The organism is Pontibacter sp. SGAir0037, from assembly GCF_005491705.1.
Lineage (GTDB): Bacteria > Bacteroidota > Bacteroidia > Cytophagales > Hymenobacteraceae > Pontibacter.
Map to the genome: position 1 here is coordinate 3,679,108 of NZ_CP028092.1, position 14,428 is coordinate 3,693,535.

10 protein-coding genes are annotated in these 14,428 nt (G+C 44.0%); 3 read left to right on the plus strand and 7 right to left on the minus strand.

The window, feature by feature from the left end:
* The 3 genes from C1N53_RS15085 to araA all read left to right on the plus strand — a co-directional run bounded on the left by C1N53_RS15085 (position 1) and on the right by araA (position 4,241).
* Complete coding sequence (locus C1N53_RS15085) at positions 1–699, plus strand: L-ribulose-5-phosphate 4-epimerase (RefSeq protein WP_137760101.1); 699 nt, start codon at positions 1–3, stop codon at positions 697–699.
* Positions 700–772: 73 nt separating this feature from the next.
* Positions 773–2,647: a sodium/sugar symporter gene (locus C1N53_RS15090; protein ID WP_137760102.1), complete on the plus strand. Its 1,875-nt coding sequence runs from the start codon at positions 773–775 to the stop codon at positions 2,645–2,647.
* 91 nt (positions 2,648–2,738) lie between these two features.
* Positions 2,739–4,241: an L-arabinose isomerase gene (gene araA / locus C1N53_RS15095; protein ID WP_137760103.1), complete on the plus strand. Its 1,503-nt coding sequence runs from the start codon at positions 2,739–2,741 to the stop codon at positions 4,239–4,241.
* A gap of 133 nt (positions 4,242–4,374) precedes the next feature.
* Here the strand turns inward: araA and C1N53_RS15100 are convergent, their stop codons facing one another.
* The 7 genes from C1N53_RS15100 to C1N53_RS15130 all read right to left on the minus strand — a co-directional run bounded on the left by C1N53_RS15100 (position 4,375) and on the right by C1N53_RS15130 (position 14,401).
* On the minus strand, positions 4,375–5,058 hold the full coding sequence (locus C1N53_RS15100) for an HAD family phosphatase (RefSeq protein WP_137760104.1): 684 nt from the start codon (positions 5,056–5,058) through the stop codon (positions 4,375–4,377).
* Between the two features lie 169 nt (positions 5,059–5,227).
* Positions 5,228–5,743: a GAF domain-containing protein gene (locus C1N53_RS15105; RefSeq protein ID WP_137760105.1), complete on the minus strand. Its 516-nt coding sequence runs from the start codon at positions 5,741–5,743 to the stop codon at positions 5,228–5,230.
* A gap of 23 nt (positions 5,744–5,766) precedes the next feature.
* Positions 5,767–6,174 (minus strand): response regulator, encoded by a 408-nt coding sequence (locus C1N53_RS15110; protein ID WP_137760106.1) that lies wholly within the window; start codon positions 6,172–6,174, stop codon positions 5,767–5,769.
* A gap of 9 nt (positions 6,175–6,183) precedes the next feature.
* The gene (locus C1N53_RS15115; RefSeq protein WP_137760107.1) at positions 6,184–8,382 is read right to left on the minus strand and encodes a PAS domain S-box protein; all 2,199 of its coding nucleotides are present in this window, start codon (positions 8,380–8,382) and stop codon (positions 6,184–6,186) included.
* A gap of 348 nt (positions 8,383–8,730) precedes the next feature.
* Positions 8,731–10,644, minus strand: coding sequence for a CocE/NonD family hydrolase (locus C1N53_RS15120; protein ID WP_137760108.1), 1,914 nt, complete (start codon positions 10,642–10,644; stop codon positions 8,731–8,733).
* Positions 10,645–10,879: 235 nt separating this feature from the next.
* Positions 10,880–11,287, minus strand: coding sequence for a single-stranded DNA-binding protein (locus tag C1N53_RS15125; RefSeq protein ID WP_137760109.1), 408 nt, complete (start codon positions 11,285–11,287; stop codon positions 10,880–10,882).
* 438 nt (positions 11,288–11,725) lie between these two features.
* Complete coding sequence (locus tag C1N53_RS15130; protein ID WP_240773234.1) at positions 11,726–14,401, minus strand: glycoside hydrolase family 78 protein; 2,676 nt, start codon at positions 14,399–14,401, stop codon at positions 11,726–11,728.
* Between the last annotated feature and the right edge of the window lie 27 nt (positions 14,402–14,428).

A 14,428-nucleotide genomic window follows, 5' to 3' on the forward strand; every position in this document is an offset into this window, starting at 1 on the left:
ATGAGTCAATACCAACACATTAAAGAAACAGCCTATCAAGCTAACATGCAGCTGCCAAAGCTGGGGCTGGTACTTTTTACTTTCGGAAATGTAAGTGCGGCAGACCGTGAGGCAGGAGTTTTTGCTATCAAGCCAAGTGGCGTGCCTTACGACGATCTTTCTCCGGATAAAATGGTGATCGTAGATTTTGAAGGCAAAACAGTAGAGGGCAACTTACGCCCTTCATCTGATACGCAAACGCACGCTGTACTTTACAAGCACTGGGAAAACATAGGCGGCATTGTACATACCCACTCCACTTATGCTACCGCCTGGGCCCAGTCCCAGCGCGACATTCCTATCTATGGCACTACACATGCAGATCATAATACAGTAGACATTCCTTGTGCCCCCCCTATGGCGGATGCCATGATACAGGGCGACTACGAATATCAGACGGGTTTCCAGATAATGGACTACCTGAAAGAGAAGAATATGAGTTATAAAGAAGTGGAAATGGTGTTAGTGGGGAACCACGCACCCTTTACTTGGGGAAAAACAGCAGAAAAAGCAGTTTATAATAGTGCAGTTTTAGAAGAAGTTGCAAGAATGGCTTATATTACAGAGCAAATTAGAAGCGATGTTCCCCGTTTAAAGGATTCGCTGATAAAGAAGCACTATGAAAGAAAGCATGGCCCCCACTCCTACTATGGACAATAAAGGTTATGGATGCCTTCTATAAGCAAGTAATTACTTTTTCTAACCCTAAACTTATAAACTCTAAAACACGCACATGACCTCAGGATTTTCTACACTGGATTACGTAGTCTTTATCCTCTATGCCGTTATCATCCTTTTTATGGGATTATGGGTATCGAGGAATAAGAAAGGCACTGAAAAAACTGCTCAAGAATATTTCCTTGCTGATAAATCGCTTACCTGGTGGGCTGTTGGTGCCTCTCTTATTGCAGCCAACATCTCAGCCGAGCACTTTATCGGAACCTCGGGCTCTGGTTTTGCTATCGGTCTTGCCATATCTGCTTACGAGTGGATGGCTGCCTTTGCACTTATTATAGTAGCAAAGTATTTCCTGCCAGTATTTATCGACAATGGCATTTATACCATGCCTCAGTTCCTGAACCAACGCTTTAACAGAGGTGTGAGTACCGCTTTTGCCGTATTCTGGCTGCTGGTGTACGTTTTTGTAAACCTGACCTCTGTAAGCTATCTGGGTGCACTGGCGATGGAAAGCATTATGGGCATACCGCTGCAGTATGGCATCATTGGCTTGCTGTTATTCTCGGCCATATACTCTATTTACGGAGGTCTGGAGGCAGTTGCCTGGACAGACGTTATTCAGGTTATTTTCCTGGTAGGTGGTGGTTTGGTTACGACTTTCCTGGCATTAGATGCAGTAGGCGAAGGCTCTGGCATTATTGCAGGCTTGGCAAACATCTATGAGAAAGGCCGCGACCACTTCTCCATGATTATTCCGCAAGGTCATTTGTTCATACCGGATGGCTCCGGAGGTTCTAAAGATGCCTTTATCGACCTGCCAGGTATTGCCGTAATTGCCGGTGCTATGTGGGCTACCAATTTAGGCTACTGGGGCTTTAACCAATACATTATTCAAAAAGGTCTAGCTGCCAAAAGTATCAACGAAGCCAAAAGAGGTCTTCTTTTCGCAGGTTATTTAAAGCTTCTAATGCCACTTATTGTAGTAATTCCAGGCATTACAGCTTATGTATTATTAAATGCGCACACTCCTGAAGAGCTTTCTTCTATTCTTGGCAAATCCATAACAGAAATAGGCACTATCGATAAATCTGACCAGGCTTACCCATGGCTGTTAAAGAACTTCGTACCGGTGGGTGTCAGAGGTGTTGCTTTTGCGGCCTTGGCAGCAGCTATCGTTTCGTCGCTGGCTTCTATGGTAAACAGTACTTCTACTATCTTTACCATGGATATCTATCGCCCCTACTTTAACCCGGATGCATCCGGTCGTTCATTAGTACGTGTAGGTCGTATTGTAGCAGTTGTTGCATTAGGTATTGCAGCCATTGTAGCGCCACAGCTAAGTGCACTGGATCAGGTATTCCAATATATTCAGGAGTATACCGGTTATATCTATCCGGGCGTAGTTGCTGTATTCGGTATGGGCTTATTCTGGAGACAGATCACAGCCAATGCCGCACTCTGGACAGCCATTGCCACCATTCCGGCTGGTATTCTTTTCAAGGTGATCAGCCCGGATATGCCGTTCCTGCTACGCATGGGGTATGTATTTATTATCCTTTGCGTAATTGCGTCTGTTATAAGCTTTGTAGAAAAAGGGGCTAAAGTAAAAGCTCCTCTGCCAGAAAGCGGAAGACAGCGAATGCTGGTAACATACGCTTATGTGCTCTTTGTGCTTGCCGCCGTTTCGCTTATTGGAGCTATCGTATATACACCGGCATACAGCTACATTGGCATCGAAGCCCTATACTTCCTGGCAGCCTTCTTCCTGATGGTTGGCATTATACTGTATACTAATGCTAAAATCGAAATTGCTGATGCCAAAGCTATTACAACAGATCCGGTTCTGTTCAACACAGGTACGCCATTTAACATAGGCGCAGCAGGCATTATCCTGATCATTGGCCTGATTTATTATTTCTTATGGCATTAGGCAATAATGCTTTATAACAGAAAGTGCAGCTATAAAATGCTGCACTTTTTTTAATTGAATTAATTAGTGTTAAACATACATTTCATTTTTTATGATAGATCTGAAACAGTTCGAAGTTTGGTTTGTAACTGGTAGCCAGCATTTATATGGCGAAGAAACACTTAACCAGGTAGCCGAACATTCACAGCAGATTGCACAAGGTTTGCATGAAGCCCCACAGGTACCTGTAAATGTAGTATTTAAGCCCGTAGTAAAGACAACTGAAGAGATTTATCGTATTTGCCAGGATGCAAACGTAGCCGAGAACTGCGTAGGTGTGATTGCCTGGATGCATACTTTCTCTCCTGCAAAAATGTGGATCGGTGGTTTAAAAATTCTGAACAAACCTCTGCTGCACCTGCACACCCAGTTTAACCGCGATATTCCGTGGAATTCCATTGACATGGATTTCATGAACCTGAACCAGAGTGCCCACGGCGACCGTGAGTTTGGGTTTATGGTATCGAGAATGCGCATCAACAGAAAAGTTGTGGTAGGCCACTGGCAGGACGAAGCCGTGCTGGATCAGATTAATGGCTGGAGCCGGGCTGCCTGTGGCTGGTACGACTGGCAAGGTGCTAAATTTGCCCGCTTCGGCGATAATATGCGCTATGTAGCCGTTACAGAAGGTGATAAGGTAGAAGCTGAAATGAAATTCGGTTTCTCTGTGAATACCTATGGTATTGGCGACTTGGTAAAAGTTATAAATGAGGTCAGCGACCAGGCGATTGACCAGCTCACAGCTGAGTACGAAGAACGCTATGCTGTAGTAGAGGCTTTACGCAAAGGCGGGAACCAGTACAACTCATTGAGAGATGCTGCAAAAATTGAGATCGGGCTGCGCACTTTCCTGGAAGAAGGAAATTTTAAAGGCTTTTCCGACACGTTTGAAGACCTGCATGGCATGGTGCAGCTGCCTGGCATAGCTGCACAGCGCTTAATGGGGCAGGGCTATGGTTTTGCCGGTGAAGGCGATTGGAAAACTGCCGCCCTGGTTAGAGCCATGAAAGTAATGGGAAGCGGATTAAAAGGCGGTAATGCCTTTATGGAAGACTACACCTACCACTTCGACCCGAACAACTCTCTTGTACTCGGCTCGCACATGCTTGAGATCGATGAGTCGATTGCAAACGGCAAACCGTCCTGCGAAATCCATCCGCTTGGTATAGGAGGCAAAGCGGATCCTGTTCGGCTGGTCTTTAATGTAGCCGGTGGTCCTGCCCTGAATGCTTCTATTGTTGACATGGGCAATCGCTTTAGGTTATTGGTAAACGAAGTGGAAGCTGTAGAGCCAGAACATGAGCTGCCAAACTTACCGGTTGCACGTGTTCTATGGAAGCCATACCCAGACATGAAAACAGGTTGTGCTGCCTGGATTCTGGCTGGCGGTGCACACCATACCTGCTACAGCCAAAACCTGACTTCTGAGCAGTTACAGGATTTTGCCGACATGGCCGGTATAGAATGTGTGCTCATCGATAAAGAAACCAGGCTTCGTCAACTGCAAAATGAGTTGCGCTGGAGCGAGGTTTATTACCAGATAAACAAATCTTAGTTAAACCGGCACACGTGCATGTAGCACGACCTTTAGAAAAGACAGGTTACCATTCCTATAATATCTACAGCACCTTGGCGCTTATTTGCTCTTTCAGCAGAAAGGCCGTGCTACATGCCAGGTGTGCCGGAACTTATGATGGCTTTACAGCTTTAAAGTATTCCACAATAAATGGATTTGTATAATCCTGTATAAAGGCTATAACATTGTTGTATTGGCTGAAGTCTTCTTTCGGATGCGTTGTAGTGATAACCACACTCTGCATGCCGGCATTCTGGGCAGACTCAACACCTTTAGGAGCATCTTCGAACACGATGCAATCTTCTGGTGCCATTCCCAGAGCTTCGGCTGCCTTTAAAAAAGTTTCCGGATCCGGTTTACTTTTATGAACATGATCGGCACTAACAAAGGCATCGAAATAATGCCTGATCCCTAAGCCGTCTACCACAAAGTCAATATTAAAAGTAATGGCGGCAGAGGCAATAGCCATCTTAATACCCTGTTCATGCGCTTCTTTTAAGAAACCTTCCAAGCCGTCTATCAACGAGAGATGTGGCCGATATTCCGCTTGATATTTTTTCTCCTTCTCAACAGACAGGCGCTCTGTTTCTTCATCAGAAAAATGGCTCTCACCAAAAATTCGCGCCAGCACTTCACTGTTTTTACCATACATCTGCACCTTCACCTCATCCCATGTCAGGTCGGCACCTAAATCTTTCGTCAGGATATGATGCCAAGCTTTGGCATGATAATGCATGTCGTCTATTACTGTACCATTTAAGTCGAATAAAAATGCTTTGGCAGATGAACTACTCATAGTTTACGTTTTAGTAGAGTGGGAATTAAATGTTAGCGCGCACATACAGCGCCTCAAGTATAACAAAATAGCAGCCTTCCTATAGCTGCTATTTTGTTATAACGCAAAAACGTTAAGAAATAACTAAACAGCAAAGTAAAAAATGGCAGGCAACGTAAATACCAGTATTTTACTCTGCCTTTACTATAACCTTCTGCCGCTCGATTTCCTCCATCACAATAGCTGCAAAACTGCTTAAAATAGCAGCATCGTCTTGGCTAAATGGTTTCGGCTCCCGATCCACTATGCATAAAGTGCCAATATTATAACCATCGGGTGTCGTAAGAGGGGCTGCTGCATAAAAACCTACGTTATAAATACTGGCCATCTCCGGTTTCTCCTGCATAAGTTCCTGAAGCCAGGCACCTTTGATAACCGTTACTTCGTTTTGCAAAATTGCAATAGAACATAAACTCAGATCCCGGCTGATTTCAGCTCTCCCATCCAGGCCACACCTGGCTTTAAACCATACACGCGCTTTATCTACCAGTGCTACAAATGCTATGGGCACCTTAAACATATGAGCTGCCATGGTTACCACATCCTGAAAAGTATTGTCCTGGGTGCTATCTAACAACTCATAACTGTATAACCGCTTCAGCCTTTCCTGTTCATACAGCCCGGAACTTTCGTACATATCTTTCATAAGTCGGGGTTTATGAAAAAAATTTAACTCCACTCTGTGTCTCCTGCCGGCCTATGCTTTGTTAGAATAGCTGCTATTGCCTCTGTACTGACAGGCTTATGCAAAAAACCTTTTACCAGGGCGTAAGATTCAGCCTTGGCAGAATCGGAAGCGTCTAAAGAAGAGGTGAGGATATATACACTACACTTCATGCTCACCTGTTTAGAATGCGACTCAAGAACATCCAGAAAAGCCCAGCCATCCATTTCAGGCATATTAAGATCGAGAAAGATAATGTCCGGCACACCATCTGGCGCATTTTTGAGGATTAGCCCTAGCGCCTCCTCTGCAGCCTCAAAAGTGACAATGTCCTCCGGAAAGCCCTCCACCAGCAGCGACTGTTCTGTCAGCAGTGAACTTATAGGATCATCGTCGATAATAAATGTTTTCATAGAAAAAGATCAGGTTAAGTAAATCATAAACCGGGTGCCTACATTCACCTGGCTACTTACTTCAATCCGCCCTCCCATTGCTTCAATTTGTGTCTTAACCATAAACAGGCCTAAGCCTCTGCCATCTGCAATTCCGGTATGGAACCGCTTGTAGAGTTTAAACAGGTTACTGCCATGCTTCTCCATATTAAAGCCAAGCCCATTATCAGTAAAAGAGATAATGGTACCTCGTTGCGGGCTTCCGAAGCACTTAATGGTAACTTCCAGGTTCCTGTCAGGAGACCTGTACTTCAGCGCATTTGATAATAGATTATAAAAAATACTGTTCAGATAAGCATTATTACCTTCCACGGTATAATCCTCTGGTATAGTAAGCTTCACGTCTGCTCCACTTATATGAAGCAGATCCTGAAGAGCCGAAGTAGCCTGCTGCACCACATAAAGAATGTTCACCTGTTCCTGTACATAATTACCTTTACTATCCCGAGTAGTTAAAATGGTATTTACGTCTTTCAGAACCGTATCCATCTGCCATACGCTAGCCGTTAGGCTGGCCAGTGCTTTATCATATACTGTTGAATTTCTGTCTAGTTTAGGTAAAAGAGTAGCCAGACCTAAAACATTTGCAACCGGTGCTCTTAGGTTGTGAGACACAATGTAAGTGAACTGCTGCAAGTCTCTGTTATGCCTGTAAAGGTCCTGAGCCATCTGCTGCTGGCTTGCTTCTACTTCTTTGCGGAAAGTAATATCTTTCTGAATAGCGATAAACTGCGTGATCTGCCCTTCATCGTTATAGATTGGGGTGATATCTATAGAAAGCCACAGTTTCTCCCCAGACTTCTTATAGTTGATGAGCACCGTGTTAAAATGCACGCCCTCTTCCAGCTTTTCACTTATACGCTGCACAGCTGCCGGATCAGTTTCAGGGCCTTGCATAAATGATCCGGGTTTTTTACCAACTACTTCCGGTAAAGTATAGCCTGTAGTTCTTGTAAAACTTTCATTCACCCATTCAATCTGGCCATTGGCACCTGTAATCACAACGCCGTTATCAGTGCCACTTGCTACCAATGATAGCTTTTTTAGCTCCTGCTGCGACTGCGTAACGTCAGTTACATCTCTTACTATAGCAAATACCCCTATAATTTCATCATCTACAATAATGGGTACTTTCGTTACAAATATGTCTTTGTGGTCCCCTTCCTTTACAGGTAAAGTAAGATGAAAAGCAACTGATTTATTTGTAAACGCCTCCTGCAGATAATGCATACATACGGGTGCTATCTCCTTCGGAAGTATGGCTGAGAGTTTGTTGTTAACAATGCTTTCTCTGTCTGCGCCGAAGAAAAGGAGACCTGCCGGATTAATATCAAGTATGGTACTGTCTCTGTCTTCGATAAGAATGATATCCGGGTTGTATTCGAAAAGAGATCGGAAACGCTGTTCACTCTGCCGGATCCTCTGAAGACGGTTCTTCCGGTCTGTGATGTCGCGCGAGCTACTAACCACAGCATTTATAGATGCATTATACAACTGATTCCGAAGCGTTGTCTCCAGCCACTTCCACTCACCTGTAGCACTTTTAAACCGGAAATCCGACACCTTTACCTGCTCTTCTGTGCTCAGCGCCGTGCGCATAGCCTCTTTTAGCTTAGGCGTATCGTGCGGATGAATAAATTCAAAGGCATTTCTTCCAATGAGTTGCTCTGGCTCATAACCAAGCTTACGCAATGTGGAGCCCCCACTGTATACAAAATCTCCTTCTGTATTAAAGAGCGCAAGCATATCAACACCATGCTCCACCAGGGCATTATGCACCTCCTCCTTTTCTTGTACCTGCCGGGAAAGCACCTCGCTCTCCGATGGAATGCGGGCTATACAAAAAAATGTTTGCTCTTCTGCAGACCAGTTTACCGACCATGCTACAGGTACCCATTCTCCATTTTTATGCCTGTAGCGGTTCCTGAAGTAGGTAGTGGAGTTAGTGTAAACAAGGCTCTTGCCAACCTGTACCGTAGCATTATAATCATCCGGGTGTATAAATGAGTAACAGGATGCCCCCTGTAGTTCCTGCATATTATAACCTAGTATGTTCCTGCAGGCATCGCTGACATAAACAAAACTCCCCTGCCGATCTATAGCACAGATCATATCTGGGGAATGCCTCATTACTTTATCTAAAATGCTCCTACTATCGCCAAACTCCATCACTAATAGATAAAGAAATATATAATTTTAATTTGTATTAAATGAATAATTAAACTCCTCCTGAGCATAAATTAGACTTAGCAGATTACAATAAAGCTAAGCCCAAAGTTCACTAAGCATTTCCTGTTAGCTCAGAAAAAGTACTCCAGATAATATACTCAGGCCCTCCTTAATTTTTATTGCGTAAAATACAGAGGAAAATTCATTCAAAACAATACAAATTTCGCTAAAGACATAATATTTAAAATATTCCCATTATTTTATATTCTTAAATTATAATGGTTATAAACAATGCTTTAGCAGCAACACCTCTTTATACCAGATGTTATAAATGATGTAGCTTTATCTCTATTCTACTACCCGCAGTTTTACGTGAGACGGATGAGATTCTGAAAAGAACACTCTATGAGCAGCTTTCTGAAAATCAGACTCCTGGGCTTCATAAATGTTTACAAACTTTTGCGGGTTACGATCTACTAAGGGAAACCAAGAACTCTGAACCTGCACCATAATTTTATGCCCCTTCCGGAAGGTGTGTGCCGCATCCTGCATGTCGAACTTTACTTCTGTTACCTGATTCGGCACCATGGCTTCCGGCTCTGAAAAGCTGTTCCGAAACTTAGCCCGCATTACTTCTCCACGCACCATCAGCTGAAAGCCACCCATCTTCGTATTTGGCCTCGGGCTATTATTGGGAGCATCATCCGGGTAAACGTCAATTAGCTTTACAACAAAATCGGCATCTGTACCTGTTGTCGATACAAACAGATCAGCCAGCACATTTCCTGAAATCGTTACATCTTCGGCAAGCACATCTGTTTCATACACCAGCACATCGGGTCTGGTAGCGGCAAAGCGCTGATCTTCATACATAAAATCACTGCCTCTCAACGTTCTTATTTCTGAAGTGAAAGGCACAGGCTTTGCCGGATCGCTTACGTACTCATCGAACGCCTGCTGCTGTGCTTTAGGAGGCTCAAAAGATAATTTCCCTCCTGCATGCAAATACAAGTTCTTCTCCTGGCTCTCTTTAGGAGGCCAGGCATCATACTTCTTCCATTGGTTTGTGCCAGTTTCAAAAATATAGGCTTCTGGTAGTTGCGGATCGGCAGCTCCTTTTAAGTAATGCATAAAGAAAGGGAATTCAATCTGCTCTCTGTAGAACTCAGATGTGTTGGCTCCGAAACGTATGTCTCCTAAATATGCTCCTTCTCCCCGAGACCAGCTGCCATGTATCCAGGGGCCCATCACCAGTTTATTACTGGTTTTGGCACTTTGTTTTTCTATACCTGCATAGGTTTTAAGAGGCCCGTACAAATCTTCCTGGTCGAACCATCCTCCTACCGTAAGCACAGCAGGTTTTACATTTTTCAGATGAGGCACAGGTGTTCTGGCCTTCCAGTAAGCATCGTATGTACCGTGCTCCATCATCTGGTTCCAAAGCGGGTTTTCACCGTGCAGTATTTTTTCGTTGATGTTTTTGATTGGCCCGATGCCCAGATAAAATTTATAGGCATCCGGTGTTCCGTATTGCGTAAAGCCGCGAGGCCATTCTGTGGTTGGCTCCGGGCGTAGCTGGCCAAAAGAGGAAAGAAAGGCAAAGGTCCCCATCAGGAAGAAGGCGCCATTGTGGTGGCGGTCGTCTCCCATAAACCAGTCTGTTACAGGCGCCTGAGGCGAAGCCGCTTTCAACGCCGGATGGGCGTCTATCAAGGTGGCAGTTGTATAGAATCCTGGTGCTGAGATGCCCCAGCTACCAACCCTACCGTTATTAGGCTTTACATTCTTCAGCAACCACTCAATGGTATCGTAAGTATCGGAGCTTTCGTCTACCTGCGACTTTTTCTTATTTGGAATGTAAGGCCGCACTGCCACAAAGTCTCCTTCCGACATAAATTTGCCGCGCACATCCTGGTAAACAAAAATAAAGCCTTCGCGCGCAAACAGCATAGAAGGGCCCAGCGTTTTACGATATGCTTCTTCACCATAAGGCGCCACTCCATAAGGAGTTCTGTCGAGCATGATCGGGTATTTTTTTGATTTGTCTTTGGGTATGTAAATAGATGTAAAAAGCTTCTTCCCATCACGCATGGGCACCATTTTCTCCAGCTTTATGTAGTTTTCCCTGATAAAAAGTGAATCCTGGTTTACAACCTGTGCCTGCACCTGAACAGGCGCTGCTGTAAATGTTACTAAAAGGAACAGGAGCAGGTAATACAATCTTGTACCATGGCCGGACAAAAAGCTGGGGAGAGTTTTCATAACGAACTTAATGTTGAAACAAGTAAGTCTTAAATGTACACTTTTCTCTTCTAGTAGCCAAGTGCAACAACTAGTCTAGCAGATGCCTGCTTCTATTTTGTTTACATTGCCACGCTGCCATAGAACTTAGCATACATTTGAAATTTCACTTTTTTATTTGCCCAGATAAAACGTTTAGCCACAAAAAAAGGCAGCTGCACAATGCAACTGCCTTTCTATACTTCATTTAAACAGGTTAGAACGGAAGGTCATCCGGCTCATCTGACTTGGCAGCATAACCACCCGCAGCAACTGGCTGAGGTGCTTGGTCTCCTTTGCCACCCAACATTGTTAAAGAATCTGCTACAATCTCGGTAGAATACCTCGTATTGCCATCTTTATCCTGGTATTGGTTTGTTCGGATTTTACCTTCGATAAAAACCTGCATGCCTTTTTTCACATACTTTTCGCAAACTTCTGCAAGACCTCGCCAAACCACAATATTGTGCCATTCGGTTTTCTCCTGCCTTGCCCCCGATTTGTCTTTGAAGGATTCTGAAGTAGCCAAAGGGAACCTTGCTACTGCTACATTTGATTCTAAGTGTCGAACTTCAGGGTCCTTGCCCACATTACCTACCAGTATTACTTTGTTTACTGATGCCATAATCTTATTACGCTTAAGTTAAATTGATGAAGCAATATTACTAATATATTTAGATAAATCCTAATAATGTTAGTAAATCATGTTAATAACTTTAGTTTTCCACATTATATGCCATCAGCAATAGGGAAACCAACAAAAGTAGAGACAGGATTTTGGCAGTAAAGCTTTAATAGATGCTGATTTTATGTAACTCATGCAGCAGTTGCACCACAACTATACAACTATTCATCAGATTTACCTTTCTCAGAAGAACTAGTAAATGCTTCTGCCAGAAACGGCAGAAGTGCAGCCAGGAAGCAGTGTTTACAATAGCCGGAGCCGCAATTCTTGTATCTCTAAGTCCCACACCAGTAAATTTTCTATGAAGGCACTTTAAACAAGGTAAACTATTTTTAAATTGCTCTCCATTGCGTTCTGCTTATCTCATGGTAAGTAAACTTATCTGTGCTTCCACTCAAACAGAAACTCTCCTGCCTGGAGTTGCATTGTGGTAGCCGCAATAGTTTTACCATTCAACTGAACTTGTAAACCATTTATAACAGGCAGGTATAATGTAGCCGTTGAGTTAGCAGGCACAGTAACAGTATATGATATTCCATCCGCAGTTCTTTTCCAGGAGGAGACTATTTTTCCATAAGGGCCGTTATGTGATGCTTCAAACTGACTCAGTTCTTCCACAAAGTGAGGCTTCAGCAATATATTTTTGAATCCAGGCTGTGCCGGATCAGGCTTTATACCTCCTATACCTTTATAAAGCCAGGCCCCGATTTCTCCGAACATAATATGGTTTAACGACATGTCACGACTTGCCGCTATATTCCAGTTCTCATATAAGGTGGTTGCTCCATTCCTGATCCACCAGCCCCACGATGGATAGGTTTCCTGCGCAGCAACCTTATAAGCTATAGCAGCATAGTCATTCTCACTCAAAGCGCTCAAAATTGCTTTTTGACCCAGCAAGCCTACATCCAAGTAATAGTTATCAGCCTCTACACGTTTTGCTAGATTAGCCGCCACTTTACTTTTCAGGTTCTCAGGCACCAGTCCCCAGTATAGCGGCACGCTTAAAGCGGTCTGCACTCCATCGCCATAAATACCTGTTTCCCTGTTTAAGTATTTAGCATTAAAAGCATCTTTTATCTTGACAGAGAGTGCCATATATTTCTCATAATCTGTCTCTTTACCAAGAATTTGAGCCGCCCTGGCCAGTATAACGGCATCAGCGTAGTAGTAGCAGGTAGAGGTTAGCTCTACAGGTGTTTTAGACTTTACCGGCACCCAATCTCCCAACCCCCATGTTGTTAGCCCTGTCGGACTTATTCCAGTTATATGATCTACATAGCGTTTAATATGATCATAGCAATCAACCAGCAGCTTCTTATCACCATAGAAAAGATAGATGTTCCAGGGAATAATGGCGATGGTACTGGTCCAGTCGGGGCCATTTCCCCACTCGTAACCCCAACCACTCGTTGGCACTATAGAAGGCAGCACGCCATTTGGCTGTTGTTCATCACGATGATCTGCCAACCATTTTTCATACACCGTGATCCCCTCAAAGCTATACAAGCCTGTTTCTATGGCAATCTGTGCATCGCCTGTCCAGCCGTTCTTTTCCCGCTGCGGACAATCTGTAGGATAACCAAATAAGTTGGAGAGGTAGGAGTTATTGGTTGCATGCCATATCTTATCCAACACCGGATTTGACGATCTGACCTGCCCGGCGACAGGCACATCGCTATGCATAAAATACCCTCTTAAACTGCTTTTGCCTATAGTAATTGGTTTACTGCTGGTTACCTCTACATACTGAAACCCTTTGTAATTGAAGCGCGGTTTAAACGTTTCTTCGCCTCTGCCACTTAAGATAAATATATCTGTTTGAAACGGATCAGTATTGTCAGTAGGCCTGTAATGTTCATCTATGTTCGACATATCCACGTACCCGTTCTTGTACAGTCGCTCCCCATGCTTAAGCTTTACAATGGTGCCTGCCGCACCTTGCACCGTTATGCTGCTTACGCCCGCAATGTTCCTGCCTAAGTCAAACAAATAAGTAGAATCATTTAGCTGCCTAAAGCCTTGTGCTGCCATTTCCTCTACATCCCGTATAGGGTGCATCACCTGAGCTACTACGTTTACTGACGGGGCTGAACGATAGATAACGCTTCTCCATTTGGAGTCGTCGAAATTTGCTGTGTTCCAGCCAGGCTGTTCTAACCTGGCATCATAATGTTCTGCTGTATAAATGCTGTTAAAGATGATCGGGCTTAAGGAAGTTTTCCAGTCTTTGCCTGAACTAATGGTTTCGGTGGTTCCATCTTCATAGGTAATGCGCAGGTCGAGGCAAAAAGCAGGACGGTTCCGCCAATTGGCTTTGTCAAAATTCCAGACAGCGGTAGACTGATGATTGTACCAGCCATTGCCCAGTAAAACGCCTATTGCATTTTCTCCTGCCTGCAGTTGCGGGGTTACATCGTATGTTACATACAAAGTCCGCCTGTCGAACCGGGTATACATAGGATCAAGTCTGTGGTTGCCAACTCTCTGTCCGTTGATGGAAAGCTCGTACAAGCCAGCAGCTGCCATGTAAGCTCTCGCTGCTTTTATTCTCTTTGTTGTGGCGAAGGTTTTCCTAAAATAAGGAGCAGGTTTAAGTTGGATATCTTCTGTATCGGATATCCAGGAGCCCTGCCAGTTTTTCTGGTTCATCATCCCGGTTTCAAAGCTTGCTATCTTACCTACAGTTGATTTCTTTTTCCGCTGATCCGTTACATCTACACGCCAAAAGTATTTTGTAAAAGCTTTTAGCTCATCCCCACTAAAAATAGCTAGCTGTTCATCCGACTTCACCCAGCCAGTGTTCCAGATACTACCTTTTCCTGTTGAAAGCGCTATTGAATCTATGTCAACCAAAATACGATAGGCTGTTTGTCTGGCTCCCGGCCTGCTGTCATTTAAACACCAGGTAAAGCGTGGTTTTGGTGTATCTACTCCCAGAGGGTTCACCAGGTACTCGCACTTCATGTCGGCAGCACTAAAAGCAGGCTGACTAAAGCCACTTGATATACTACAAAACACCAGTGTAATAATTACAGCAGTTAATTTTCTCACTACAGCTTGACTTTAGGGTAGATAACA